The sequence below is a fragment of the Leucobacter fengyongliangi genome (genome assembly GCF_050971685.1).
Classification (GTDB): Bacteria; Actinomycetota; Actinomycetes; order Actinomycetales; family Microbacteriaceae; genus Leucobacter.
The window spans coordinates 15426-41927 of record NZ_JBPCEU010000010.1; the positions used below are offsets into that span (position 1 = coordinate 15426).

Annotated in this window: 25 protein-coding genes and 1 tRNA gene; 9 read left to right on the top strand and 17 right to left on the bottom strand. The window is 62.0% G+C overall.

Features of this window, described 5'->3' with window-relative positions:
* Positions 1 to 5: 5 nt before the first annotated feature.
* Genes ACR0R4_RS08680 through ACR0R4_RS08690 form a run of 3 tightly spaced genes read right to left on the bottom strand, consistent with a single transcriptional unit; the run spans position 6 to position 3014 of the window.
* A complete protein-coding gene (locus tag ACR0R4_RS08680) occupies positions 6 to 794 on the bottom strand; it encodes a fumarylacetoacetate hydrolase family protein (RefSeq protein ID WP_433646964.1) in 789 nt (262 codons plus the stop codon).
* The gene (locus ACR0R4_RS08685; RefSeq protein ID WP_433646965.1) at positions 791 to 1897 is read right to left on the bottom strand and encodes a branched-chain amino acid aminotransferase; all 1107 of its coding nucleotides are present in this window, start codon (positions 1895 to 1897) and stop codon (positions 791 to 793) included. The genes ACR0R4_RS08680 and ACR0R4_RS08685 overlap by 4 nt, the downstream gene beginning before the upstream one ends.
* A gap of 58 nt (positions 1898 to 1955) precedes the next feature.
* Positions 1956 to 3014 carry a 3-isopropylmalate dehydrogenase gene (locus ACR0R4_RS08690; RefSeq protein WP_433646966.1) on the bottom strand — a complete coding sequence of 353 codons (1059 nt, stop codon included), beginning with the start codon at positions 3012 to 3014 and terminating at the stop codon, positions 1956 to 1958.
* 99 nt (positions 3015 to 3113) lie between these two features.
* Between ACR0R4_RS08690 and ACR0R4_RS08695 the strand changes: the two genes are divergently transcribed.
* The 4 genes from ACR0R4_RS08695 to ACR0R4_RS08710 all read left to right on the top strand — a co-directional run bounded on the left by ACR0R4_RS08695 (position 3114) and on the right by ACR0R4_RS08710 (position 7548).
* Positions 3114 to 3198 (top strand) — tRNA-Leu (locus tag ACR0R4_RS08695).
* A gap of 464 nt (positions 3199 to 3662) precedes the next feature.
* Positions 3663 to 4688, top strand: a complete 1026-nt coding sequence (locus ACR0R4_RS08700) for an ABC transporter permease (RefSeq protein ID WP_433646967.1) — start codon at positions 3663 to 3665, stop codon at positions 4686 to 4688.
* A 53-nt stretch (positions 4689 to 4741) separates the two neighbouring features.
* Entirely contained in the window at positions 4742 to 5911 is a 1170-nt protein-coding gene (locus tag ACR0R4_RS08705) for a sugar ABC transporter substrate-binding protein (protein ID WP_433646969.1), read from the top strand.
* A complete protein-coding gene (locus ACR0R4_RS08710; protein ID WP_433646970.1) occupies positions 5908 to 7548 on the top strand; it encodes a sugar ABC transporter ATP-binding protein in 1641 nt (546 codons plus the stop codon). The genes ACR0R4_RS08705 and ACR0R4_RS08710 overlap by 4 nt, the downstream gene beginning before the upstream one ends.
* A gap of 69 nt (positions 7549 to 7617) precedes the next feature.
* On the opposite strand, the gene ACR0R4_RS08715 is transcribed toward ACR0R4_RS08710, so the two are convergent.
* The 11 genes from ACR0R4_RS08715 to rpsP all read right to left on the bottom strand — a co-directional run bounded on the left by ACR0R4_RS08715 (position 7618) and on the right by rpsP (position 17085).
* Positions 7618 to 10599, bottom strand: coding sequence for an aminotransferase (locus ACR0R4_RS08715; protein ID WP_433646971.1), 2982 nt, complete (start codon positions 10597 to 10599; stop codon positions 7618 to 7620).
* A 38-nt stretch (positions 10600 to 10637) separates the two neighbouring features.
* A complete protein-coding gene (gene rdgB, locus ACR0R4_RS08720; protein WP_433646972.1) occupies positions 10638 to 11231 on the bottom strand; it encodes an RdgB/HAM1 family non-canonical purine NTP pyrophosphatase in 594 nt (197 codons plus the stop codon).
* The gene (gene rph / locus ACR0R4_RS08725) at positions 11228 to 11968 is read right to left on the bottom strand and encodes a ribonuclease PH (protein ID WP_433646973.1); all 741 of its coding nucleotides are present in this window, start codon (positions 11966 to 11968) and stop codon (positions 11228 to 11230) included. Before rph ends, rdgB begins: the two co-directional genes overlap by 4 nt.
* A gap of 97 nt (positions 11969 to 12065) precedes the next feature.
* On the bottom strand, positions 12066 to 12905 hold the full coding sequence (murI, locus tag ACR0R4_RS08730; protein WP_433646975.1) for a glutamate racemase: 840 nt from the start codon (positions 12903 to 12905) through the stop codon (positions 12066 to 12068).
* A 39-nt stretch (positions 12906 to 12944) separates the two neighbouring features.
* Complete coding sequence (rnhB, locus tag ACR0R4_RS08735; protein ID WP_433646976.1) at positions 12945 to 13589, bottom strand: ribonuclease HII; 645 nt, start codon at positions 13587 to 13589, stop codon at positions 12945 to 12947.
* Positions 13576 to 14349 (bottom strand): signal peptidase I, encoded by a 774-nt coding sequence (gene lepB / locus ACR0R4_RS08740; protein ID WP_433646977.1) that lies wholly within the window; start codon positions 14347 to 14349, stop codon positions 13576 to 13578. Before lepB ends, rnhB begins: the two co-directional genes overlap by 14 nt.
* Positions 14350 to 14504: 155 nt before the next feature.
* Positions 14505 to 14852 (bottom strand): 50S ribosomal protein L19, encoded by a 348-nt coding sequence (rplS, locus tag ACR0R4_RS08745; RefSeq protein WP_433646978.1) that lies wholly within the window; start codon positions 14850 to 14852, stop codon positions 14505 to 14507.
* A gap of 152 nt (positions 14853 to 15004) precedes the next feature.
* Positions 15005 to 15751, bottom strand: coding sequence for a tRNA (guanosine(37)-N1)-methyltransferase TrmD (gene trmD / locus ACR0R4_RS08750; RefSeq protein ID WP_433646979.1), 747 nt, complete (start codon positions 15749 to 15751; stop codon positions 15005 to 15007).
* Positions 15748 to 16392 (bottom strand): ribosome maturation factor RimM, encoded by a 645-nt coding sequence (gene rimM / locus ACR0R4_RS08755; protein WP_433646980.1) that lies wholly within the window; start codon positions 16390 to 16392, stop codon positions 15748 to 15750. Before rimM ends, trmD begins: the two co-directional genes overlap by 4 nt.
* Positions 16392 to 16649: an RNA-binding protein gene (locus ACR0R4_RS08760; protein WP_433646981.1), complete on the bottom strand. Its 258-nt coding sequence runs from the start codon at positions 16647 to 16649 to the stop codon at positions 16392 to 16394. The genes rimM and ACR0R4_RS08760 overlap by 1 nt, the downstream gene beginning before the upstream one ends.
* A 4-nt stretch (positions 16650 to 16653) precedes the next feature.
* Positions 16654 to 17085 (bottom strand): 30S ribosomal protein S16, encoded by a 432-nt coding sequence (rpsP, locus tag ACR0R4_RS08765; protein ID WP_433646982.1) that lies wholly within the window; start codon positions 17083 to 17085, stop codon positions 16654 to 16656.
* A gap of 190 nt (positions 17086 to 17275) precedes the next feature.
* Here rpsP and ACR0R4_RS08770 point away from each other — a divergent pair, with 190 nt between their 5' ends.
* A complete protein-coding gene (locus ACR0R4_RS08770) occupies positions 17276 to 18424 on the top strand; it encodes a glutamate--cysteine ligase (RefSeq protein ID WP_433646983.1) in 1149 nt (382 codons plus the stop codon).
* On the opposite strand, the gene ffh is transcribed toward ACR0R4_RS08770, so the two are convergent.
* Together ffh and ftsY are read right to left on the bottom strand one after the other, a co-directional pair.
* Entirely contained in the window at positions 18425 to 19984 is a 1560-nt protein-coding gene (gene ffh / locus ACR0R4_RS08775; RefSeq protein WP_433646984.1) for a signal recognition particle protein, read from the bottom strand.
* A 32-nt stretch (positions 19985 to 20016) separates the two neighbouring features.
* Positions 20017 to 20892 carry a signal recognition particle-docking protein FtsY gene (gene ftsY, locus ACR0R4_RS08780; protein ID WP_433646985.1) on the bottom strand — a complete coding sequence of 292 codons (876 nt, stop codon included), beginning with the start codon at positions 20890 to 20892 and terminating at the stop codon, positions 20017 to 20019.
* Positions 20893 to 21081: 189 nt separating this feature from the next.
* Between ftsY and ACR0R4_RS08785 the strand changes: the two genes are divergently transcribed.
* Genes ACR0R4_RS08785 through ACR0R4_RS08800 form a run of 4 tightly spaced genes read left to right on the top strand, consistent with a single transcriptional unit; the run spans position 21082 to position 25158 of the window.
* The gene (locus ACR0R4_RS08785) at positions 21082 to 22440 is read left to right on the top strand and encodes a branched-chain amino acid ABC transporter permease (RefSeq protein WP_433646986.1); all 1359 of its coding nucleotides are present in this window, start codon (positions 21082 to 21084) and stop codon (positions 22438 to 22440) included.
* A 9-nt stretch (positions 22441 to 22449) separates the two neighbouring features.
* A complete protein-coding gene (locus ACR0R4_RS08790; protein ID WP_433646987.1) occupies positions 22450 to 23436 on the top strand; it encodes a branched-chain amino acid ABC transporter permease in 987 nt (328 codons plus the stop codon).
* A complete protein-coding gene (locus ACR0R4_RS08795; protein WP_433646988.1) occupies positions 23429 to 24385 on the top strand; it encodes an ABC transporter ATP-binding protein in 957 nt (318 codons plus the stop codon). The genes ACR0R4_RS08790 and ACR0R4_RS08795 overlap by 8 nt, the downstream gene beginning before the upstream one ends.
* Positions 24382 to 25158, top strand: a complete 777-nt coding sequence (locus ACR0R4_RS08800; RefSeq protein WP_433646989.1) for an ABC transporter ATP-binding protein — start codon at positions 24382 to 24384, stop codon at positions 25156 to 25158. Before ACR0R4_RS08795 ends, ACR0R4_RS08800 begins: the two co-directional genes overlap by 4 nt.
* A 58-nt stretch (positions 25159 to 25216) precedes the next feature.
* On the opposite strand, the gene ACR0R4_RS08805 is transcribed toward ACR0R4_RS08800, so the two are convergent.
* A complete protein-coding gene (locus ACR0R4_RS08805; RefSeq protein ID WP_433646990.1) occupies positions 25217 to 26497 on the bottom strand; it encodes an ABC transporter substrate-binding protein in 1281 nt (426 codons plus the stop codon).
* Positions 26498 to 26502: the final 5 nt, after the last annotated feature.

Consider the following 26502-nt stretch of genomic DNA (forward strand, 5'->3'; position numbering starts at 1 on the left):
GAGATTCACACTACTGAATTGCGCAGGATTCCGATTCCCTCAATTTCAACCTCGACCACATCTCCCGACTCAAGTGGACCAACTCCTGCAGGGGTGCCAGTCAGAATCACATCGCCCGGCAGGAGCGTGAACGCCTGTGACGCGTGTGCAACGATCTTCGCAATGGAGTGAATCAACTGAGCGGTTGAGCCGCTCTGGCGGACCTCACCGTTCACTCGGGTCTCGATATGCGCGTCGGAGAGATCGAGATCGGTTTCGATTACCGGCCCCAGCGGGCAGAAGGTGTCGAAGCCTTTGGCCCTGGCCCACTGACCATCCTTCACCTGCAGGTCCCGGGCGCTCACATCGTTTGCGCACGTGAATCCGTAGACCACCTCGAGTGCACGCTCCTCCGGAACTTCCTTCGCGACGGCTCCGATGATTACCGCAAGCTCACCCTCATGCTCAACCCGCTGAGAGATGCTCGGGCGAATAACCGTGTCATCGGGACCGATCACCGAGGTGTTGGGCTTGAGGAACAGAAGCGGCTCTTCGGGAGCCTCACCGCCGGTCACGTCTCTCATTTCCTCAACATGGGCCAGATAGTTCTTCCCGATGCCGATGATCTTCGATCGTGGAATCACGGGGGCGAGGAGCTTGACATCTTCAAGGCGAAAGCGGCGCCCGGTCGTCTCATACCCGGCGACCATCGGGTCTGCGACCAGTTCGACGAGTTCAACGCCCTCACCGTTCTCAGCCTGGTCAAGTACACCAAAGGTGATTGCGTCGTGGGTGCGAAAGCGCGCGACTTTCATTTCCCGTCGCCCCCGGCCACTACCCGAGATATCCAGCCGAATCGATCCTCGACAGTACCGAATTGAATGCCGGTGAGTTGCTCACGCAGCGACATCGTGAGTTCGCCCGGTGCTTGGTCGCCGAAATCAACGAGCACCCCTCGCTCGCTTTCCAGGCGCGAAATGGGGGTGATCACTGCCGCAGTGCCACACGCGAACGCTTCAACGATCGATCCGTCAGCGACGCCCGCCTGCCACTCGCTCACCGTCACCTCACGTTCCTCAACGTCCAGCCCACGATCCTTCGCGAGCCGGATGAGACTGTCGCGTGTGATTCCCGCCAGAATATTTCCGTTCAGTCGGGGTGTGATCAGGGTGCCATCTGCGCGCACAAGGAACAGATTCATCCCGCCCAGTTCATCGATCGTGTCAGGAGTATTCGAGTCGGTGAAGAGTACCTGCGCACACCCATGTTCTTGTGCGACACGGGTGGGGAGGAGCGAGGCTGCGTAGTTGCCTCCGCACTTCGCAGCTCCAGTGCCTCCGTGCCCGGCTCGGGAATGGCTCTCAGAGAGCCAGATCGACACCGGCTTCACACCGCCGGTGAAGTACGGACCAGCCGGGCTCGCGATTACCATGAATCGAGCGCGTTCCGCAGCGCGCACCCCGAGGAAACTCTCATCGGAGATCATGAATGGGCGAAGATACAGACTCTGGTCCGAGCCCTTCGGTACCCATTCGGCATCAATCGCAATCAGTTCGTTGACCGCGCGGACGAAGAGATCCACTGGTAATTCGGGCAAGGCAAGTCGCCGCGCGCTCTCGTTCAACCGCTTTGCGTTTGCCTCCGGCCGGAACGTGACGATGTCGCCGTTCGGGTGTCGGTACGCCTTCATCCCTTCGAAAATCTCTTGCCCGTAGTGCAGCACAGACGATGCCGGGTCCATGGGAATGGGCCCGTAGGGCACTACCTCTGCGTCATGCCAGCCAATTTCGCGATCCCAGATGATGGAGACCATATGATCGGTGAACCGCTTCCCGAATCCCGGATCTTCGAGGATCGCGAGTCGCTCGGCCGCGGGCAGCCGACTGGCCTCGGTATGTGTAAACGTGAGATCGGTCATGACGAGTGCTTTCTGCCGAGCAAAGCGGCGATGCTAGTGATGCGTAGGGGTTTAAGCGTCAGCGGGAAGTGATTTTCGCGATGATGGCATCGCCAATGTCACGGGTGGATCGCGGAACGCTCCCCCGCGTCGCGAGATCCTCCCGCACCGCGTCGCGCACACGATTGCCGAGCTCTGAGAGCTGCAAGTGGTCAAGCATGAGGGCCGCGGAAAGGATCGCCGCGGTCGGATCAGCGATCTGCTGTCCAGCGATGTCAGGGGCGGAACCGTGCACCGGTTCGAACATGCTGGGAAATGATCCCGTGGGGTTGATGTTTCCCGATGCGGCAAGGCCAATACCTCCACCGATCGCGCCAGCGAGATCGGTCAAGATGTCACCAAAAAGGTTGTCTGTCACGATGACGTCAAAACGTGCCGGGTCTTGCACCATGTGAATCGTCGCGGCATCGACGTGCATGTAATCGACGGCGATTTCTGGGAAATCCGCGGCCACCGCCCGCACAATGCGTTGCCAGGTCGATCCAGCATGGACAAGGACATTGGTCTTGTGCACCCACGTGAGCCTTCTCCGAGGGCGACGGGATGCGGTCTCGAAGGCGTAGCGAACGACGCGCTCCACACCAAAGGCGGTGTTGACCGAGACCTCCGTCGCAACCTCGGCGGGCGTGTTCGGGCGCAGCCGACCGCCGTTACCGGCATACGGCCCCTCGGTCCCCTCACGAACGACGACAAAATCGACCTCCCCCGGGTTCGCGAGTGTGGAAACGACTCCGGGGAACAGCTTGCACGGGCGCACATTTGCGTAGTGGTCAAAGTCGAAACGTAGCTTCAGGAGAAGGCCACGTTCAATATTTGCGTCTTTCAGGCGAGGGTCGCCGGGCACCCCTCCGACTGCACCGAACAAAATGGCCTCGTGCTCCGCGAGCCTGGCCTGCTCGCCTTCGGGAAGCGTGTCGCCCGTGCGAAGGTATCTTTCCGCCCCGAGTTCGAAGAACGTGCGATTGAACGACACCCCTGTGCCAGCTACAACCGCGTCAAGCACTCGATTCGCCTGATCGATCACCTCCGGCCCGATACCGTCGCCGGGAATCACTGCAAGCCGAATGCTGCGGGTCACTGGGGCTCCTTATCGCTCACTATTCTCAGCGCAAAGCGGCGCGCTGAAGCATGACCTAGCCTACTCTCGCGTCAGAGGGCGGTAGGCTAATACTCGCTCGCGCGAGTGGCGGAATTGGCAGACGCGCTGGATTTAGGTTCCAGTACTCTCGGGTGTGGGGGTTCAAGTCCCCCCTCGCGCACCAAATTGACTGACATCTATCAGCGCTGGGACTGTGTGTGTCCCCTATCTCGCTCATGCGAATAGTCGTGTCCGTCCCCCCGAAAACTCGGCGATTTATACACACGCTCCAGGGATCTCGACGCTTGCATCCCATCGCCGGCGGCCCCACTTGAAGGGTCTCTATTTCAAATTCAGATCGCACACGATTTCGTGTATATCTTTATGCGTGATGTTTGGTGCGATCGTGCGAACAGGTTTCGAGATTGTCAATTTTAAGTCAGGCACCGCAATCAAGGGAGCTTGCACCATGATCCAAATCGTTATCGTCATGGCGTTAGTCGTGCCCGATTTTCTGCCTATACTCAATTTGGCATAATAATATTATTAGTTCGACATTGTCATCAGTTCCGACCTGTCAACCGTGATTCGCGAAGGGCGAGGACGGAGTTACCGCCGCAGAGTAGCGGCAGACGGGAGCACGACCACATGGCCGACACCTCGACCACCACCGACGAATACACGGGTGTGATCAGCGTCGATTCAGCGGAGGCCTCCTTCCGTAATCGACTCGGCCAGTTCAGCTCCCGATACGCCGTGGTCGGCGTCTGGATCGCACTCGCGGGGCTTTACGCCGCACTGATACCGCAGACCTTTCTCACCCAGGGCACGTTCCGAACAATCTTCGGCAGCCAGCAGAACCAGGCGCTTATCTTCCTGACTGCAGCCCTGCTCTGCACCATCATCGTGGGCGAATTCGTCGACATGTCGGTCGCCTCGAACTTCGGTCTCGCCGCCGTCACCGTGTCGGTGCTCAACGTCAATCACGACTGGAACGTCTGGATTGCATCGGCCGTCGCGATCGTCGTCGCGACCGTGGTCGGAGTGGTCAACGCCTATCTCATCGTCAGGCTGGGCGTAAACACGATTGTGGTTACTCTCGGTATGGGAACCTTCCTTCTCGGTGTAGGGCTCTGGGCCACCAACATGACCACCGTGTTTGGTCTCCCGAAGGACTTTTCGCAGATCACCCTCTTCACTGTGTTTGGCCTTCCTGTTGGCTTCTTTTATGGCCTGATCTTGATGCTGATCTTTGCCTACATCTTGAGGTTCACCCCCCTCGGACGCAACATGCGCTTTGTGGGCGAGAATCGCGAGGTGAGTCGGCTCGCTGGGGTTCGCGTGACGAGAATCCGCCTTGGCGCCTTCGTCATGGCCGGCCTCATCGCTGGTATCGGCTGCGTGCTGGCAGCGGCTGGAACCGGCGGCTTCGACGCGGGTGTCTCGCAGATGTACCTGCTTCCGATCTTCGCGGCGACGTTTCTCGGTTCCGCGGTGCTCCAGCCAGGTCGTTTCAACCCCCTCGGCACCCTGATCGCCATTTTCTTCCTCTCGACCGGCGTCCTAGGCCTCCAAATACTCGGCGCGCAGGGATGGGTGCAACAGGTCTTTTACGGAGGGGTGCTCGTCATCGCCGTGACCATTTCCACCATCCTCGGTCGGCGATCCCGCTAGCCACGCAAACTTTCATTTCCTCAAAACCCACCGTTGTCACAAAGGAGAGACACATGAAGATCACCAGCACCAGGGGCGGCCGCCTCCGCTCGCTCGCTGCCGCCGGCACCGTCGCCGCGGCACTCGTACTCGTCGGATGTTCGAGCGGGGAGGCCGCCCCGGAGGAAACCACCGAGGAGACCACCACGACCGAGGGCGGGTCAGGGCTTGAGGCACAGCTCGCCGAGTTCATGGCACTGCAGGACGAATACGATATGCCGACCGAGGCCATCAAGGATGGCACGGTGCTCGAGGGCAAGACGATCCATTACGTGCCGATCACCAACTATGCACCCCAGTTCGCACTGACTGCAGCCGTGCTCGAAGAGGCGGTCTCCGCCGTGGGTGCTTCTCTGACTGTGTGCGACGGTGGCGGCAACCCCACCACCATCGGCAGCTGCGTGGACACCGCGCGCAATGATGCGAACGTGGGTGCCATCATTACTGACGGCTTCTACTACGGCATGGCGGCAAACGCCCTGAACGCCGCACAAGAAGCCGGCGTTAGGGTCATCTATGGCAACCAGTTCTCCGAGGATGCGTTCCCCGAGAGCGAGACACAGGCGAACGTGAATTCACCCGGCACTGAGATGGTCACCGAGTTGGCCACCTGGGTCGCAGTCGATTCAGAGGGTGCGGGCAATTTGCTCTTCGTGCGCAGTGCGGATGGTCCCGGCACACAGAAGTTCGCTGATGAAGGTCTCGCGCAGCTCGCCACCGATTGTCCCGACTGCACGGTCACGACCATCGACATCACCACGGCGACCCAGAATCAACTGGAGGGTGAACTGAACACCAAGCTCCTGCAGGATCCCAACATCCAGTACGTGGCACCGCAGTTCGCGCAATACCTGCCGATCGTCATCCCGGCGACCCGCGCTTCGGGTTCACAGGCTCAGATCGGCACCACTGCTGCCACCCTCGGCGCGTTGCAAGCTGTTGCCAACGGCGACGTTGCCGCAGCTTCCGGCCAGTCGGCTCCATTCGGTGCCTGGGCCTTTATCGACAGCGCCCTTCGTTTGGCAAACGGGCAGGACATCTACCCGTACGTGATGCCGACCCGTCTCTTCACCGCTGAAAACATCGGTGACGTAGATGTCAGCGAAGGCGCCGAGGCCTCGGGCGAGTGGTTTGGCCCCGACTCCTTCAAGGACGACTTCAAGTCGCTCTGGAGTGTCAAGTGACCCAACCGCTCTCACCGGAGACCTCTCAGGGGCGGGTGCTTGCACCCGCCCCTGAGGGCACCCCCCGTCTGCAGGTCGAAAACCTGTGGATGACATTCGGAAGCACCCGCGTATTGCGGGATGTCGCAATTGACGTGCGACCCGGAGAAATTCACGCGCTCATCGGCCAGAACGGCTCGGGTAAGTCCACCGTCGCCAAGGTCCTGACAGGCCTGTACACGCCGGATGCCGGCACCCGCGTCGCTGTCGACGGCCACGACCTGAGCCTTCCCGTGCACCCCACTGAGTCGAAGCAGCGCGGCGTCGCTGTCGTTCACCAGAGCCTCGGCCTGGTCGACAGCCAGAGCGTGCTTGAGAACGTTCGGGTGGGCCGTCTGCGGGGGCACGGGCTCTGGCGTAAAATCAACTGGAAAGAGGAGCGTGCTGCCGCGCTGGAGGTGTTTGAACGGCTTGGTCGATCGATTCCTCTCGATGTTCCGGTCGGTTCCCTGAGGGAAGAGGACCGCGCGACAGTCGCAATCGCTCGTGCGGTGCAGGACGCCAAGCCCGGTACTGGCCTCATCATCTTCGACGAGTCCACTCGCGCTCTCGGGCGCAAGTCGCTCGAGCACTTCTTCGAGATCCTCGACGACATCGTGTCCACCGGAACCGCCGTGCTCATGATTACGCATCGTCTCGAGGAAGTTGTCGACGCGGCTGACCGAGTCACCGTGCTTCGCGATGGACGCGTCGTGGAAAGCGGCAAGGTCGTCGAGGGAATGAGCGAAGCAGAACTCACGAAGCTCATGTTGGGACGAAACCTCGCGGATCTCGAACACGACAGTGTTATGAGCATCGACCGCAGCGCCACTCCGGTTCACGTAGGGGGTCTATCTGGTGGCGGGATCCGGGGCCTTTCGCTCGATATTTTCCCCGGTGAGGTCGTGGGCATCACCGGGCTTGCCGGAGGTGGCTTTGAGGACATCCCCTACCTCCTCTCTGGGGTATCTCCCGCCAGATCTGGCACCCTTGAACTCCCTGGCCGCACGATCGACGTGACCAAGCTCACACCGGCCGACGCGATCGACTCGGGCATCATGCTCGTGCCTGAGGGCCGTGAGCGCGGCGGTCTCGCGATGGGGATGACCGTCGCGGAGAACGCATCCTTCCCGCAGAGTTGCCGTTCTAAGCGGCAACTCCTCCCCTTCGACTCGAAGCGCGAACGCGCACTGGTACAGGACTGGATCGTGCGCCTTGACGTGCGCCCACCACTGCCAGATGTTCCGGTCAACACGCTGAGTGGTGGCAACGCCCAGAAGGTTGTGCTTGCCAAGTGGCTGTCGATGACTCCCCAGTTGTTCCTCTTGCATGAGCCCACTCAGGCCGTAGATGTCGGTGCGAGACACACGATCGTCGCTGCCGTGCGTGGTGCCGCTCGAGACGGCGCTGCCGTGCTCGTTGCCGGGTCGGATGAAAACGAGCTTGCGCTGTTGTGTGATCGCGTCATCATCGTCTCTGACGGGGAGATCCGTAAGGAGATCCGCGAGGACATCACCCCAGACACCATCGTCGAGGCGATCTACACGAATACCTCTCGAACGAAGCTGCGCCAGCGGACCGGGGCAGTGCAGGTAGTCTCCGAATCGGAAGCTCTCTAGGTCAACGTGGTGGAGCGCAAGCGAGCCCCCCGTATTTGAACAGGGGGCTCGCTTGTCTGGCTTGGTTCGTCACCAGCCCTCGGTGAGCACCCGGTCGAGCGCCGCGACCACGAAGTCTGCGCTCTCTGCACTCAGCGTGAGCGGCGGCTTGACCTTCAGCACGTTCGAACGCTCGGACGTGGTGAGCACGATGACCCCGAGCTCACGCAACCGCTCGCAGATCGCCGAGGCCTCCTGCGTCGCGGGATCCAGCGTCTCGCGATTCCGCACCAGTTCGACACCCAGGTAGAGCCCTTCACCGTGGATCGGCCCGACGATCTGGTGCTTTTCGGCGAGCGCACGGAAGCCGTCCGCGAGGCGACCCCCGACGATGCGTGCGTTCTCCTGCAGTCCCTCGTCGCGCATCGCATCGAGCACCGCGATGCCCACGCGGCAGCTCAGTGGGTTTCCGCCGGCGGAGGAAAAGAACTGGCCCTGAGTGGCAAGGGCATCGGCGATCCGCTTGGAGGTGATGACACCGCCGATCGGGAAGCCATTGCCCATCGGCTTCGCGATGGTGACGATGTCGGGAATGACACCCGACTGCTCGAATCCCCAGAAGCTCGACCCCATGCGTCCAAAGCCCACCTGCACCTCGTCAGCGATACACAGACCGCCCGCCGCCCGCACGCGCTCGTAGACATCGGCGAGGTACCCCTCCGGCAGCAGCACGCCGCCGGCATTCCCGAGCACCGACTCGCAGATGAAGGCAGCGACATCGCGCCCGCCTTCGGCGAGCGCCCGCAGGTCGTCGCCGAGATCCGCCGCGTACCGCGGCCCTGTGTCCTCGCCGCGATAGGTGCCCCGGAATCGGTTTGGCACGTCGGAAACGTGCACCCAATCCGGACGGTTCTGCAGTGCGTAGGGGTTGTCGTAGGCGGAGGTGGTTACCGCGTCAGATGCCATGGTCCAGCCGTGATACGCCTCGCGCAGCGCCACAACGGTCTTACGACCAGTCGCCGCCTGCGCCAGCCGCAGAGCGAGATCGACGGCCTCTGATCCGCTATTGACCAGCAGCACCGTATCGAGGCCTGAGTTCTGCGGCAGCAGCGCGAGCAGCCGCTCACTGTACTCGGCGAGCTCGCGGTAGAGGAAACGGGAGTTCGTGTTCAGGATGCGGATCTGGCGATTAACCGCATCGGCCACTCCCGGATGCCCGTGACCGATGCCGGTGACGTTGTTGACCATGTCGATGTATGCGCGGCCGGTCGTGTCGATCAGGTGATGCCGCCAGCCCCGCTCGATCTGCATGGGGCGCTCGTAATACCGCTCCTGCGCCGAGGCAAAGATGTGCTCGCGGCGGAGCTGCTCATCGGCCGCCTCGTCGCGCTGCGCAAGCGTGGGAAGCCCGAGAAACGATGCCGGGTCGTGAGTAAATCGACGCCAGGCTGGCACCCGATCGGGCAGAGCGAACGTCGGTGGGGCAGGTTCGGCGGTCGTCACCCGAAGCGGCGCATCTGCCCGGAGGAGACTCACCGTGATGGGACGAGCTTTCGCGGATCGTGCGAGCGATCCGATGCCCGCCCCAGCGCGAAGTACCGTACCCGGGCGCACGTCAGGCAGCACCCCCGCGATCTGCAAGAGCCAATCGACATCAACCTCAAGCGTGATCGCGTCTGCACTGACCGATCTCACTCGCGCATCGACCGGCGCGGTCACCTCGAGGGCGGCTCCCCCGGCCACCCAGATCTCCGTGAAGGATGGCCAGGTGGCGGCTGTGTCGGTTGCGTCGACCACCGTGCGAGTGAGCCGGTAGACGCCGTAAGGGAATACCGCGGCGTCTGCGCCACCCGCAAGTGCGTCTGCCACGAGGCATGACTCGGCGTTTCCCGCCATCCACTTCCCCGCGTCAAGGGTCTCGGATTCGACCCCCGGGTCGAGAATGCGCACTTCCCCCGTGAGACCGGGAAGCATCGCCTTCAGCGGGCGGCCTCCCGCTCCCGTGGGAGTACTCACCGCTGCGAGGCCCGCACCCGCCGCGCGGCCGGGAAACCCCAGCCGTGCGAGCACAAGTTCGGTGACCTCGGCAAGCGGCACCGTGGTGGCGGCATCGAAGATCGCCTGCTCCCCCGCGACCCGGTCACGCGCGTACGCGTTGTCGCCGTCGATCTCCAACTGCCGCCATCCGCTCGCTACGAGCACGGTCGCGCGGAGCACGACCAGCGGCCAGAGCGCACGGGCTTCGGCATCCGACAGCGGGGCCGACTCATGGAACGCCGCGATCGTCTCGAGCGCCCGCAGCGGCCGTGCGGGTTCGTGGTGCAGCATCGAAGCCACCGTGACCGCGAGCTCTGCCACACGCCACCCGTAGGCGAGGTCACCGAGGTCGAGCACGGTATGCGGGTGCAGTCGCGAGTCGTCACCGCGCCGACCCATGACGTTGTCGTCGGTGAGATCGCCGTGGATCGCCTGCACGGCAAGCGCTTCGGCGACCTTCGCAAGTTCCCGTTGGGCATCCTCCGCTGCGTCGAGCACGCGAGCGCGCAGCGCGTGATCCGCTATCGACGCAGCCAGTTTCAGGGTCTCGGCATGCGCCACCCGCATGTCCCACATGTGGGCGCGGTCGAGCCCGGGGTGGCTGAGGCCTTCGAGCGCCTGCACCGATGCGGCGGCGAGCGCACCGAACTCCGCGAGCACCCCCGGGGCGAGGTATCCATGATCGACCATGGCCTCACCCGCCGCAAACTCGCTGCGCCGCACGGCGAAGTCGCCAAAGCGCTGCGTCAGCTCGCCATTCAGACCCGGCAGCACCGAGGCGACCGCCACACCAGCCGCACGATAGGCCTCGAGTGCCGCGTGCTGACCGTCTCGTGCCTCATCACCGAAGACCGGGTTGTCGACCCGCAGCACACTGCGGGTGCCGTCCGGCTCCTCGAGGAGGAAGTTGCGATCCTGATTGCTCCCGAGCTCAGTCGCCACCACAGTGAGGCCGTAGCGTTCGCGGGCAATGCGTTCGGCATCGGCCTCGGAAACGGTTGGGCGGATCAACCCGCCCGTGAACTGCTCGGACATTGCGTGTTCCTTCTCGGTCTCTCGTCAGTGCTTCATGACTACGCGGTGAGCTTCTGGATTTCTGGCGCGAGCGAGGTAAACGCGCGTCGCCGGTGCGATGCCGCGTCCTTCTCCGCAGGGCTCAGCTCGGCAGCCGAGCGCGTCTCGCCCTCGGGGAGAAAGATGGGGTCGTAGCCAAATCCTCCCGCACCCGCTGTCTCGCGAAGGATCGACCCGGCCCATTCACCACGCACCACCCGCTCACTCCCGTCGGGTGTCACGAGCGCCGCCGCGCACACGAAGGCAGCGCCACGATACACATCGGCGATGTCGCTCAGTTGCCACAGCAGGAGTTGCACGTTCGCCTCATCGCTTCGGGCGGGACCCGCCCACCTGGCAGAGAAGATGCCGGGGCTGCCGCCGAGCACGCCGACAGAAATTCCTGAGTCGTCGGCGAGCGCCAGCAGACCCGTGTGTGATGCTGCCGCGCGTGCCTTAATCAGGGCGTTCTCCTCGAACGTCACCCCGGGCTCGATTGGCTCTGGCCCGTCGTACCCGATGAGCTCGATGCCGGGCACCAACGGCGCAAGGATTCTCCGCAGTTCCTCGAGCTTGTGAGCGTTGTGCGAGGCGAGCACGATTCGCGTGGTCACAGTGAGCCTTCGAGCGCCGCCCGCTGCATCTGTCGGAGTTCGGCAGTGGATACCAGCGCCAGGTCAAGCAGCGCGTCGAGTTCAGCGCGGTTGAATGGCGCACCCTCCGCGGTGCCCTGCACCTCGATGAAGTCGCCCGATCCGGTGACGACCACATTCATATCGGTCTCGGCACGCACGTCCTCGACATATGCCAGGTCGCTCATCGGCACACCGTCAATGATGCCGACGGAGACCGCCGCAACGCTGTCGGTGAGGGGCACTGCCTTTCTCGCGATGTGGCCAGCGGCACGCGCCCACTCGATCGAATCGGCGAGTGCGACATAGGCTCCCGTGATCGCCGCCGTGCGTGTGCCTCCATCGGCCTGCAGCACATCGCAGTCGATGACCAGGGTGTTCTCTCCCAGGGCCTTCATGTCGACCACTGCCCGCAAGCTGCGGCCGATCAGACGTGAGATCTCGTGGGTGCGTCCGCCGAGTTTACCCTTCACCGATTCACGCTGCATGCGTTCATTGGTGGATCGCGGGATCATCGAGTATTCGGCCGTCACCCACCCCGTGCCTTTGCCACGAAGCCACGGCGGAACGCCCGGGGTGAACGAGGCGGTGCACAGCACCCGCGTATCGCCGAAGGAAATGAGCGCGCTCCCCTCGGCCTGCTTGCTCCAACCGCGCTCAATGGTCACTGGGCGCAACTGCGATGCGGTGCGCCCGTCGGCGCGGTTTGGCTCACTCATAACACTCTTTCGGTTTGTCTTTCGCAACAAGTGGATCAGTCGACAGCTGGAGGATCAATACCCGATCCAGACAGAGAACAACAGGCAGGATTCGGCCCTATTGTGGCAGTTGAATGGCACCCGTGTGGAGCAGATCGACCGATTCGATGCCAATGCCAAGCATGCGCCGGGCAAGTTCAACAAACTTCGCCGTGTCTGCGCCGGTGGCCTCGTACCTCAGGCTCGGCTCCCCAGCCGCGGGGTCACGCAGGAGGTCTCGCTCGGTGAGCACCCGGTAGACCTCTCGCGCGGTCTCGATGTCACTCGAAACCAGCGCAACGTCGGCACCCACGACCTGTCCGATCGCCCCTCGCAAGAACGGGTAGTGGGTGCACCCGAGTACCAGGGTGTCGATGTCGTGTTCGACAAGCCCTGAGAGGTACTGGCGGGCGATCTCGAGCACCTCGGATCCACTGGTCTGCCCAGACTCCACGAGTTCGACAAAACGAGGACAGGCCTGGGTCGAGAGCGAGATCTCGGGGCGCATGCTGAACAGGTCGTCATACACGCGCGACTGGATCGTGGTCTGCGTGCCGATGAGGCCCACGCGCCCGTTGCGGGTGATCGACATCGCGCTTCGCACCGTTGGGCCGATCACCTCAACGACCGGTACGTCATAGCGTTCGTGCGCGTCGCGCAGCATTGCGGCGCTCGCCGTGTTGCAGGCAATGACCAGCATCTTCACGCCCTGGTCGACGAGCCCATCGAGAATCTCCAGAGAAAAGCGTCGCACCTCGGCGATCGGACGCGGTCCGTAGGGGGTGTGGGCGGTGTCGCCCACGTAAATCATCGATTCACCAGGCAGGAGATCGCGAATGGCCCGGGCGACGGTGAGCCCACCGACTCCCGAGTCAAAAACTCCGATCGGTGCGTCGTTCGCAGTTCCGTGCGTGCTCACCACATCAGCCTATCGCTTGGGCCCTCGGACGTTCGGGCATCAGTGAATCCAAGACTTACGGTGAAACTCGGTGAGCCCGTGCTCATTGATACCCAAGTAGTGCGCCTGTGCCCCATAGCCCTTGTTGGAGTCCCAGCCGTAGTGGGGATGCGCAAGGTGCGCCTCCCGCATGACGGCGTCGCGATCCACTTTTGCCCGCACCGATGCCGCGGCCACACTCGCACAGCCTCGATCGGCACCCACCCGCGTGCGCACGGTGAGCGGCGTGCGCAGAGCGGGGGTCAGCCAGTCATGGGAACCGTCGACCAGGATCAGCGCCTGTTGTACCGCAACCCCCGAGCCGTGCAGTGTCAGCAGCGCGCGGCGGGCCGCCTCGCCTAACGCCCAGATGATTCCCCGCTCGTCGATCTCGGCAGCCGAGGCGTACCCCACGGCGCCCGCGCCCCATGCTGCCACAAGTGGTGCCAGCGTCTCCCTGCGTTTCTCGCTCAAGAGCTTCGAGTCGCGAAGCCCCTGGGGGAAGCTCGGCGTGCCAGCTATGACGGCGTGCACCCCCACCGCAACGGGCCCCGCCACCGCTCCACGCCCGACCTCGTCGACCCCGATGACGAGCGGCACTCCGTCTTCGAAGCAGGCAGACTCGAACTCCAGCGTGGGATCTTTCGAGGCGTCACTCGGGGGCATCTGCCTCGCCCGTGGGCGACTCATTCGTTCCTGAAGACTCTGATTTGGCAGCCTCAGATACTCCTAGGAAGGTGTCGGGATAATTCCCCAGCACACTCAAACGATCAAGTGGCCAATTCAGCACGAAAGCACGACCAACGATCTCTTCCTCAGAGACGAAACCCTTGCCCGGTTGATCCTGGTTATACCGGGAGTCTCGACTGCTATAGCGGTTGTCGCCCATCACCCACACCGAGCCGGCTGGCACCACCACGTCGAAGTCCATTTCGGAGACGCGAGAGATGCCCTCAGGAACAACGACATACGGTTCGGTGAGCGGCACCCCATTCACCGTCACCCGACCGTCCGCGTCGCAGCACACCACATGGTCGCCCCCGATACCGATTACCCGTTTAATGACGTAGTCGGCGCTCGTGTCTGCGGCAAGTCCGACGGTCTGCAGAAGCTGTTCGATTGGGCCGGGAGTGGCACCCGTCACGCTAATCGGGAGGTTCAGCCACCCACCCGGGTCTCGAAACACGACGACGTCACCACGCTGCACATCGACGAGTTCAGGAACGAGTTGATTCACCAGGATGCGATCGTTCACCTCGAGCGTTCGTTCCATGGAACCTGAGGGAATATAGAAGCTTCGGACGAGGAAGGTCTTCAAGAGAAACGACACCACGAACGCGACGAGCAAAATGATGAGCAGATCTCGGAGGAACCGCAGAATGCCGCCGCCGAAGGTGCGTTCGGCGCTGGCTGGTACATCGGTCATGAGGCTCCGGGAGTTCGGTCGACGAGCGGGATGCGAGGCCGCGAGACGCTGTGATCCACTGTATCGATAAGTGGATGACTCCCACTGGGAGGTCTCAACACGCAACAGGCTCCCACCCGAAAACGGGGGGAGCCTGAGTGCGTCTCAAAGGTCGACTAGAAGTCGCGCTTCTCCTTGACCTTGGCCTTCTTGCCGGTAAGGCTACGCAGGTAGTACAGCTTCGCACGGCGCACATCGCCGCGGCTGACGACCTCGATCTTCTCGATCGCCGGTGTGTGGACGGGGAACTTACGCTCGACACCCACCTGGAAGCTGATCTTGCGCACTGTGAACGTCTCGCGCACGCCTTCGCCGTGGCGGGAGATCACGATGCCCTGGAACACCTGGACACGCGAGCGGTTACCCTCAACGATGTTGACGTGTACCTTCACGGTGTCGCCGGCGCGGAAATCGGGAATGTCGCTCTTCAGCGACGGGGCATCGACCAGGTCGAGCTTCTGCATGATTGTCTCTCTCTGCGCCCGCCGCAAGTCGGCACGCAAATGAATAGTGGTGAAAGCTAGGTGTGATTCACGGTGTGTGCGGACCCTCGCGGCAGTGCCGCACCGTGGCACAAGTGTCTATTATGCCACAAATTTTGGGTGTGGACCGACTCTTAGGCTTCGGGCGGAAGCAGCTCGGGGCGCACCTGGCGCGTGCGCTCGATCCGCTGCTCGTGACGCCACGCAGCGATTGCGGCGTGATTGCCACTGAGGAGCACTTGCGGCACGTCGCGGCCTCGCCACGACGGCGGCTTCGTGAAGCTCGGATATTCGAGAAGCCCGTCTTCGTGGGACTCCTCAACAAGACTCTCGGGGTTTCCGACGACGCCGGGCAAGAGGCGCCCGATCGCCTCGATCATCGCAAGGGTCGCGACCTCGCCGCCGTTAAGCACATAGTCGCCCAGACTCACGAGCCGCACGCGACCGCGTTCAGCGTATTCGTCAACGACCCGCTGGTCGATGCCCTCGTAGCGCCCGCAGCCAAATACCAGGTGACGTTCTGTGGCGAGTTCGCGGGCCATCGCCTGGGTGAATACGTCGCCCGCCGGTGAGGGAAAGATGATGAGCGGCTCGGCGGATCGGCCAGCCGTATCTGCAACCGAGTCTGGTTCAGACGCAGCTTCGGTATGAGATGCGGCAAGGATCGTGTCAAGTGCTGCACCCCAGGGCTCGGGCTTCATCACCATGCCGGCACCACCACCCGTCGGGGTATCGTCGACGGTGCGATGCCGGTCAAGTGCGAAACCACGCAGGTCGTGCACCTGCACATTGAGGAGGCCACGATCCTTCGCCCTACCGAGCAGCGAGAGTTCAAGCGTGTCGAAATACCCCGGGAAGATCGTCACGATGTCGATCTTCATACCGCGTCGGCCCCTTCGGTCGAAGACTCGCTCGACGTGCCGGCCCCCTCCGGTTGTGCGCTGTCTTCGGGCAGATCTTCGAAGAGACCCTCAGGTGGGGTGACGGTCACGACCCCCGTTTCTAGATCAACGCTGGGCACGATTGCTTCGACGAACGGCACCAGCACGATACCATTCGCCGTCTTCACTGCGAGCAGATCTTGCGCCGGAAAATGCTGCACCTCAGCCACGGTGCCCACCGAGACACCGTCGCGACGCACGTCGAGACCCTTGAGTTGATGGTCATACCAGGCATTTTCTTCTTCGCCTGCTTCGACCGCAGCCTCATCAATCCAGAGAATGGCCCGCACGATGCTCTCCGCAGCGGAACGATCGGTAACTTCTGCGAAGAAGCCGACGGGAACCCCGTTGAACCAACGCAGCTCGCGCAGCACGATGGTGCGGCCAAACCACTCAGAATCGTCGGGAACCTGGAGGTGAAACACTGCCCCGGGAACGAACCGCATTTCGGGATTGTCCGTGTAGAGCTCGAGCTTAATTCCACCCTTGAGCCCATGCGGCTTGGTCAAGCGGCCAACGCGCAAGCTCCCCGGCCCCTCTGAGGGGCGGGGAGCTTGCGCGCGTTTGGGTGCGTCAGACATTACGCACTTTCGTTCGCGTCGGTATCGACCACGTCTATGCGAACGCGACGACCTTCGCTCATCGCGCCGATCACAGTGCGCAGCGATTGTGCGGTGCGACCGCCGCGACCGATCACACGACCGAGATCGCTCGGATGCACGCGCACCTCAAGCAGCTCGCCACGCGCAGTGTCACTACTTTCGACGCGCACCTCGTCGGGATGTTCAACGATCCCCTTCACAAGGTGCGTCAGTGCCGCAGCCAGCGATACCGCCACAGTCTTACGCCTCGGTCGTCTCGGCCTCTACGGCCTCGTCAGCAGGAGCCTCGACGGGGGCCTCTGCGGGAGCCTCGACTACCTTTTCAGTCTTGGGGCGAAGCACAGGCTTCTTCGAGGCGTTGACCTCAAAGACAGGCTTGGGCTCGACTGGCAGCACCTTCGACTCGGTGTCACCCTTGCCGGTGAACTTGCCCCAATCGCCAGTCAGCTTCAGGATCGCGGCAACCTGCTCGGTCGGCTGCGCGCCAACGCTCAACCAGTACTGCGCGCGCTCGCTGTTCACCTCAATGAACGAGGGCTGCTCGGTGGGGTGGTACTTGCCGATCTCCTCGATCACGCGACCGTCACGCTTGGTGCGCGAGTCGGCAACGACGATGCGGTAGTAGGGTGCGCGGATCTTACCGAGACGCTTGAGGCGAATCTTGACTGCCATGAGGGCTCCTTCAACATGTGTAAACGACGCCGCGCCAAAGTAACGCGGAAGCCTGACGCGCAGTGTGCGCGAACCGATCAATCCTCCCATGAACTTGGTGGAAATGCAATTTATGTCGCGACCTGGGCTTTTATGACCATTCCGCACATCAAAGTAGTCTGGAGCCCCACGGAACACCCGGGAGGCACCGATGTCGATTGCGTTCGCACCGTCCCCTCGATCCACGCTCGGGATCGAGTGGGAGTTGGCCCTGGTCGACCGCAACACCCGCGCCCTCTCGTGTGTGGCTCCCCGGATCCTCAGCAACCTGCAGAGCCAATATCCGACCAACGCGTTTCCGCACTTGGCAAGTGAGCTGCTCGAGAACACCGTCGAACTGGTCACGGCACCCCACGCACGGGTGTGCGACGCGACCGCGGATCTGCGCACCCTGGCTGGCGCAGTACAAACGGTTGCGGCGGATCACGGCGCGACGCTGATCGGCTCGGGAAGCCATCCGTTTAGCCGTTGGGAGGAACAGACCGTCACCCCGAGTGAACGATACGACCGCTTCATCGAACGCTACCGCTGGTGGGGCAGGAACATGCTCATTTGGGGCGTGCACGTGCACATTGGAGTAGATCGGAGGGATCGCGTAGTGCCGCTCATGCACGCACTCCTTGCCCATCTCCCCCACCTGCTTGCTCTCTCCGCTTCCAGCCCCCTGTGGGCCGGCGAAGCCACCGGGTACGCGTCCAATCGCACCCTTATGTTCCAGCAGCTTTCGACGGCCGGACTCCCCTGGGATTTCGACGAGTGGGGCGATGTCGAACGGGTGCTCGCTGACCTCGCAAAGACGAGCATCATCGCGGAGCCAACGGAAGCCCGCTGGGACATTCGACCGGCGCCACGCTGGGGCACTATCGAGGTTCGCGCGTGCGATGGCGCATCGACGCTCGCGGAGATCGGCGCCCTGGCTGCGCTTGTCCAGTGCATGACGGAGCATTTCCAAACCCTCCTCGACCGCGGAGAGGGCCTCCCCCGCCTCCAGCCCTGGTTCGTGCGCGAGAACAAATGGCGCGCAGCGCGCTACGGTCTCGATGCACACATCATCGTCGATAGGCACGGTTCGGAGATGCCGCTGCGAGAACACCTGAGCGAACTGGTCGCCGCGCTCACCCCCATCGCTCATCGCTTGGGCTGCGCCGCCGAACTCGCGGACGTCACTCGCGTGCTGCGCTCCGGCAGTAGCGCCGAACGTCAACTGTCTGTATTTGAGGCGCACGGACGTGGACCCGAGGCCCTTCGGGCGGTCGTTGACTCACTCATCGGAGAGTTCGAACATGGCCTGGCGCTGTAGCTAGCGCAGCCCCTTGCCCAGCATCTGCTGCAGTTGCGCCAGGTCTTGCTCCGAGGGCGCAGCGGAGGTGCCGCCGAGCCCAAACCCTGACCCCGCGGGAGCGGATCCCGAGCTCACAGAACCCAGTTCTGCCTGCTGAGCACGCTTGGCCGGGTTGCCGGATCGGGACGATCCCTTCTTCTTTGCCTGAGGCTTCTTCTTTCCACCGTGTCCCATTCCCGGCATGGGACCCATACCGGGAATCTGTGGCACACCCCCGCGCGCGACCGTCTTCATCATCTTCGCAGCCTGCTCGAAGCGCTGCACCAGCGAGTTCACCTCAGTTACGGTCATCCCTGATCCCTTGGCGATGCGGAGCCTACGCGATCCGTTGAGTACCTTCGGATTCTGTCGCTCCGCTGGCGTCATCGACTGGATGATTGCCTCGGTGTGGATGATCTCACGCTCATCGAAGTTCTCGAGCTGTTCCTTCATCTTGCCCATGCCCGGCAGCATGCCCATCATCTTCTTCAGGGACCCGGCACCACGCAGCTGCTGCATCTGCTTCAAGAAGTCGTCGAGCGTGAACTGATCGTTCGCGATCTTATCCGCTACCTGACGTGCCGCATCCTCGTCGAAGGCCTGTTGCGCCTGTTCGATGAGGGTGAGCACGTCTCCCAAATCGAGAATTCGACTGGCCATCCGGTCGGGGTGGAAGGGTTCAAAATCCGCAAGCCCCTCGCCCGTCGAGGCAAAGAGGATCGGGCGCCCGGTGAGGCTCCGGATCGACAGGGCCGCACCGCCGCGGGCATCTCCATCGAGTTTCGTGAGCACCACGCCCGTGAAGTCAACGCCTTCCTGAAACGCCTGTGCGGTGGCAACCGCATCTTGGCCGATCATTGCGTCAATCACGAAGAGAACCTCGTCAGGGTTCGTCGCCTTCCGTATGTCTGCTGCTTGGCGCATCAGTTCGGCATCAACGCCGAGTCGGCCAGCCGTGTCGATAATGACAAAGTCGTGCAACTTTGTCTTCGCCGCGGCAACACCCTGTTTCGCGACCCGCACCGGGTCGCCCACTCCGTTGCCTGGCTCTGGAGCAAAGATCGCGACACCCGCCTGCTCGGCAACCACCCCGAGCTGGGTCACCGCGTTCGGTCGCTGCAGATCGCAAGCCACCAGCATCGGGGTGTGCCCCTGATCCTTCAGCCACTTGGCTAACTTGCCCGCCAGCGTCGTCTTACCCGCGCCCTGCAGGCCCGCCAGCATGATGACCGTGGGGGGATTCTTAGCGAACTGCAATCGGCGCTGCTCGCCACCGAGGATGCCGATCAGCTCCTCGTTCACGATCTGCACCACTTGCTGCGCCGGATTCAGCGCCTTGTTCACCTCGTCTCCGAGCGCTCGCTCGCGCACCTTCGCGGTGAAGGCTTTCACCACTTCGAGCGCGACGTCGGCCTCAAGCAGCGCGCGGCGGATCTCCCGCACCGTGCCGTCAATATCTGCCGCAGAGAGCTTGCCCTTGGTACGAAGGTTCTTGAAGGTGTCGGTCAGACGGGCCGAGAGGTTTCCGAAAGTTGCCATGGTGGCTCAATTCTAGCGGGGTGTCTCCACGGTCACCCGATGAGCTGCTGTGCAAAGACGTGCGGGGTGAAGCCGGTGAGGTCGCCGATCCCTTCGCCCTGGCCAATCAATTTGATGGGAAGGCCCGTCTTATGCTGAACCGCAAGCACAAATCCACCCTTTGCAGACCCATCGAGCTTCGTGAGAACGAGACCCGTGACTCCGGCGTGCTCGATGAATGCCTCCGCTTGGGCAAGCCCGTTTTGGCCGGTCGTCGCATCAAGCACGAGCAGCACCTCGGCAATGGGTGCCTGCTTTTCAATCACTCGTCGCACTTTCGAGAGCTCATCCATCAGGCCACCTTTTGTCTGCAGGCGTCCGGCGGTGTCGATGATCGCAACGTCGTACCCCTCACGGATGGCACGCTCGACCGTCTGGAACGCCACGGAGGCCGGATCCTGACCGTGCTGCTGCGGCCGCACAATGTCGACGCCCGCGCGCTCAGCCCACGTTGCGAGCTGCTCAACCGCGGCCGCACGAAATGTGTCTGCGGCACCCACGACGACGCGTTTGTCGAACGTTGTCAGGTACTTGGCGAGTTTGCCAATGGTGGTTGTCTTTCCCACCCCGTTGACTCCGACGACAAGCACCACAGCCGGGCGCTCAGACAAGCGCAGGGTCGGATCAAAGCTTGCGAGGCGAGCCTCGATCGCCTCGCGCAGCATCCGGCGCAACTCTTTCACCTCGGTCACCCGGTGCCGTTCGACCTCCGCGCGCAAGTCATCGAGAACCGACTCGGCAATGTCAGGCCCGAAGTCGGCGGAGATGAGTGCCGTCTCCAAGTCATCCCAGGTATCGTCGGTGATCTTCTCGGTGCCGCCTTTGAGGCCGCGGAACACGTGTGCAATTGACCAGGATCGCTCAGCCATAAGTCGAGTGTATCTGTCAGCGCTCACCCACAAATTTGGTTGTCATATCTGAGGGTATATTCCCGTTTGGTTACGAAGCCCTGCTAGGAGTGCGGTTTTCACCTCTCGCCGCGTCGATACTCCGCTACGCTTCTCACTATTCGATGCGCCTGCGTAATGTGGCCGGGCGCGTAAGCCAACGGAGGTACCGTGACCGGAACAACGGCCCTATCCGTCCGCACAAGACGCCCGCTGAGCATGGCCCTGCTGCTTGGGATAGTCCTCGCACTCCTCAGCGGTCTCTTCGTCGCCACACCGGCTCTCGCGTTGGAATGCGTACCCGACGCGAGCACCGGGTGCGTGCAAGGCATCATCAAAGGCACCGATGGATCGCCAGCTGCGGGAGTGAAGGTGTCGCTGAGCGGCGGCTCTGAAAAGCAGTCAGTTGAGACCGATGCCGAGGGTAAGTGGGTCTTCGCTGTCACTGCGGCTGGCACCTACACCGTGACGGTCGATGGAGACACACTTCCCGATGGGCAATACTTCAAATCGGTCGATAGCCGCGAGGTGACGGTTGAGCTGAACAACCTCGCGAGTGCACTCTTCCCGCTGAGTGACGATCCCGAGGCCTCTGCGGCGAGCGCAGCGGCCGAGAGTTCAGGGTCGTCTGCCGGATCCTCATCCGATTTCTCGTGGCCCAGGTTCTGGCAGCAGTTTGTTTCCGGCATTCGGATGGGACTCCTCATCGCACTCGCTTCGTTGGGCCTCTCACTCGTGTTTGGCACGACCGGGCTCAGCAACTTTGCCCAGGGCGAGATGGTGACGCTCGGTGGCCTCCTCGCCGCACTCTTCATGACCTTTACCGGAAATCTCTGGCTCGCGGCAATCCTTGCGGTGGCGGCATCGGCCGCGTTCGGATGGGCCCAAGACAAGGTGCTGTGGAAACCACTCCGTAAACGCAGACTGAGCCTGATGCAACTCATGATCGTGTCGATCGGCCTCTCGATCACCATGCAGTATCTGTTCCAGTTCTTCTTCGGTTCCAGCGTGGTGCGCATCGACACCGCAACCCCGTCTACATTCACTCTCTTCGGGGTCACCCTCACCGTGCAGTCATATCTGGCAATGGGCGTCTCTCTCATCGCGATCATTGCCGTCGGCCTCGGTCTCACATTCACCCGATTCGGTCGCGCCACTCGAGCAATTTCAGACAATCCTGCGCTAGCTCGCGCTTCAGGCATCGATGTTGACCGCGTCATCAACGTTGTTTGGATCGTTGGAGGTGGCCTGGCTGGCCTCGCCGGGGTCTTCTTCGGGCTCGTCTTCAACGGCCTGACGTGGTTCACTGGCGGTCAGATGCTGCTGCTGTTCTTTGCCGCGGTCACTCTGGGTGGGCTGGGAACCGCATTCGGGGCGTTCGTCGGTTCGATGATCATCGGCATGATGGTCGAACTCACCAACCTCTGGCTGCCTGGAGACCTCAAATTCGCGACTGCACTCTTACTTCTCATCCTGATCCTGTTGGTTCGGCCACAGGGCATTTTCGGTCGCAAAGAGCGGATCGGCTAGGAGCATCTCATGGATTTCTGGACTGGACTTCTCACAAGCCTGCTGCAGACGGCCTTCTCGCCGACCACCGCGGCCTTTGTGCTCGCAGCAATAGGTCTCAATATTCACTTCGGGTTTACCGGCCTGATGAACATGGGACAAGCCGGATTCATGTTGGTCGGCGCCTATGGCTTCGGTGTCTCCGTCGTGCTCGGGGCGGGGTTTTGGACCGCGATCCTGGTCTCGATGGTCGCGGCGATCATTTTCGCACTGATCCTCGGTATCCCCACGCTCAAACTTCGGGGAGATTACCTCGCGATCGTGACCATCTCGGCGGCCGAGATCCTGCGAATGATCGTTCGGCTCGCGTCACTGCAAGACGTGACAGGAGGTCCTACAGGACTCGCCGGATCGCAATATCGGCACGTCTTTACCGCTTTGTCGCCACTCCCAGAGGGAAAGACAACCTTCCTCGGCCTGACCTACAACAACACGGGCATTGACGATTGGTGGACGAGGATCGTCGCGTGGGGCCTGGTTGCACTCTTCATCCTGATCACATGGTCTCTCATGCGTAGCCCCTGGGGTCGCGTGCTGAAGGGTATCCGCGAGGATGAAGACGCGGTGCGAAGCCTGGGCAAGAGCTCTTACGCATACAAGATGCAGGCGCTCATTCTCGGCGGTGTGCTCGGTGCGCTGGGCGGCATCGTCATGGCCCTGCCAAGCGCCATGCAGCCCGATTCAATGGGGCGCCCAGCTACCTTCAATCTGTGGATGATCATGTTGCTCGGTGGCGCAGCCACCATCTTTGGTCCCCTCCTCGGCACGCTGATCTTCTTCATCGTCCGTTTGCTGCTGACTTCACTGGCTGGTGAGTTTGTACCCTCGAGCCTCTTGAATGCGCAGCAGACTGAGCAACTCGCCTGGATCCTCATCGGCATTTCGCTCATGCTGCTGGTGATATTCAGACCGCAAGGAATACTCGGGAACAAGAAGGAGCTGTCGTTCAATGTCTAGTGAGCAGAGCTACCCCTATGATCGCCAGGCGCTCCGCGCACGGCTGCGCACCCTTGATCAGGTTCCCGGTGTCGCAAAATTCGACCCGATTCTCACAGTCGATCATATTGAACGTCGCTTCGGCGGAATGACCGCTGTACATGTGGATCACCTTGAGGTTGAACGAGGAGCGATTACCGCACTCATCGGACCCAATGGGGCGGGGAAAACAACCTTCTTCAACCTCATCACTGGGTTTGACCAACCCTCGAACGCGAAGCGACTGATCGGTGGCGGCGACGCAAGCTGGTCATTCAACGGGAAGACAATGACTCGCACAGCCGCGTCTCAGGCGGCCCGTGCGGGGATGGTACGAACCTTTCAACTCACCAAAGCGCTGGGTCGAATGACTGTGCTTGAAAACATGCTGATTGGCGCGAACAATCAGCCGGGCGAGAACCTCCTCGTGGGGTTGTTCAAGCCGCTCTGGGTGAAGCGAGAAAAGGAAAACATCGAGCGGGCCGAAGAACTTCTCGCTCGCTTCAAACTCGACACCAAGAAGCAGGACATGGCGGGAGACCTGTCGGGCGGCCAGAAGAAACTTCTTGAAATGGCACGCGCGTTGATGTCAAACCCCGCCATGATCATGCTCGACGAGCCAATGGCTGGCGTAAACCCAGCCCTCACGCAGAGTCTGCTCGATCACATTCAGGCACTGCGCGACGAGGGCACCACCGTGCTGTTCGTCGAGCACGACATGCACATGGTGCGGCACATCAGCGACTGGGTGGTGGTCATGGCACAGGGCGAGCTCATCGCCGAGGGGCTGCCCGAAGAAATCATGACGAGCTCCGCTGTCGTCGACGCGTACCTCGGGGCACATCATGACCGAGATCTCGGAGACGATGACGTGCTCACGACCGGTGTGATCCGGGCGATTACCCAGGAAGCCAAGGAGGAATCGCGATGACAGATCAGCAGCTCGTGGTGAAAGCCGACAACGTCACCGCAGGGTATCTGCCCGGAGTCAACATTCTGAACGGATGCTCGCTTGAGGCCTACCAGGGAGAACTCATCGGAATTATTGGACCCAACGGTGCCGGAAAATCGACGCTCCTGAAGGCCCTCTTTGGGCTCGTAGATATTCGCGAGGGAACAGTCACCCTCGACGGAGAAGACGTGACGAATCAGGCAACGAATCAGCTCGTGCGCAAGGGAGTCGGGTTCGTTCCGCAGACGAACAACGTGTTCCCCTCCTTGACGATTGAAGAAAACCTACAGATGGGACTCTTCCTGAAGCCAAAGGAGTTTCAGTCTCGCGTCGCCGAAATGTGGGATCTGTTTCCGATGTTGGCCGAGCGTCGACGGCAGCGCGCTGGATCCCTATCCGGCGGAGAACGGCAGTCCGTCGCCATGGCGCGCGCACTGATGATGGATCCGAAGGTGCTGCTGCTGGACGAGCCCAGTGCGGGCCTTTCTCCCGTGCGACAAGATGAAACCTTCATCCGCACCAGGCAGATCAACCGCACGGGAGTCACCATCATCATGGTCGAGCAGAATGCACGCCGCTGCCTCCAGATTTGCGATCGCGCCTACGTACTCGATCAGGGCAAGAACGCCTACGAAGGGCCCGGTCGCGAACTCGCAAACGATCCCAAGGTCATTGCGCTTTACTTAGGCACGTTGGCCGCAGATGTCGAGTCTGAGGCGAGCAAATCACAGGCGGATGGGTCGCGCGAGTAGGGCACGAGAAAGGGCCGGTTCCCAGGAACCGGCCATTTCTGCGTACCCGGGTCGAGGCCTAGATCGCACCTTCAACCGCGCGCTGGAACACGGGGTTGTTCGACTCATCGTACTTGTAGATGCCGATCGACGCTGACGACGGATCGTTGTCAGCATTCAACGGGCCCGTGCCCGACTTCCCGACGTAGGCAATTTCTTCACCGGATTCCAAGAGCGCTGCACAATCGGCGAAGGTGTTGCACTCCTCGCCGCCGTTCGCACCGGTAACCGCGGCGAGCTCAGCCTGGATCGATGCCGAATCCGTCGCACCTGCCTTGGTTGCGGCCAGAGCAACGATCGTCACCAAGTCGTAGGCTTCGGGAGCGTAGGTGAAGCTGACAAGCTCTCCACCGAACTCAGCGGAATAGATCTCCTTCAGCTGAGTCTGGAACTCCTCGTCGGCCTGTGCACCTGGGATCGAGCCCTGAGCACCCGTGAGGGTGCCCGGATCGAAGTCAGCTTCGAAACCGTTGATGTTGCCATCGACGAGGTAGACGGTCGAAAGATCGACACCCTGCGCCACGAGTTCAGGAATGATCGCCTTGATCTGGTCGAAGGTCACGATCACGAGCGCATCGGCACCGGAAGCCTTCGCTGCCGTCACCTCAGCCGAGAACGAAGTCTGATCAACCGGGAACTCGTTGCCTTCGCCCTTCGCGCCGTACGCAATCTCGGCGCCGCCGGCTTCCAGCACTTCCTGAATAGTGTCGCGCAGACCGAGACCGTAGTCATCGTTGAAGGTCATAAAGGCCACGCTGCTCTTACCGTCGGCAAGAATCTGGTTTGCGAGTGCGTTGCCCTGTACCGAGTCCGGCGGAGCGGTGCGGAAGTAGTTCGGGCTGATCCCGCTCAAACCTGATGCGGTGTTCGATGGGGAGCCCATGAGGAGCCCCTCGCCGGTGATCTTTTCGACCACGTGCAGGGTACGCGAGGAACTCATCGCTCCGAGAACGAAGGACGCTCCGCTGGCGATAACATCGTCTGCGCCTTTCTCCACGATGGTGATGTCGGCGCCGTCGCCCTCATTGGCCTCGGCAACAATCTCGACATCTTCACCGAGCACACCGCCTGCGGCATTGATGTCGACCAGCGCCTGAGCGATGCCAGCCTGAACTGGTGGCATGAGGAAGCCGAGGGACCCGGTCTGTGGGAGGAGCGTTGCGATCTTCAGCGCACCGGTGCTGCTTTCCTCCGCGGGCGCGGTTTCGGCTGGCTCACTTCCGGAGCAGGCGGTCAGTACCAGCGCAGCGCTTGCGACCAGCGCAAGCGCGCCCGCCGATCTCTGGGAAATCATTTTCATTAATG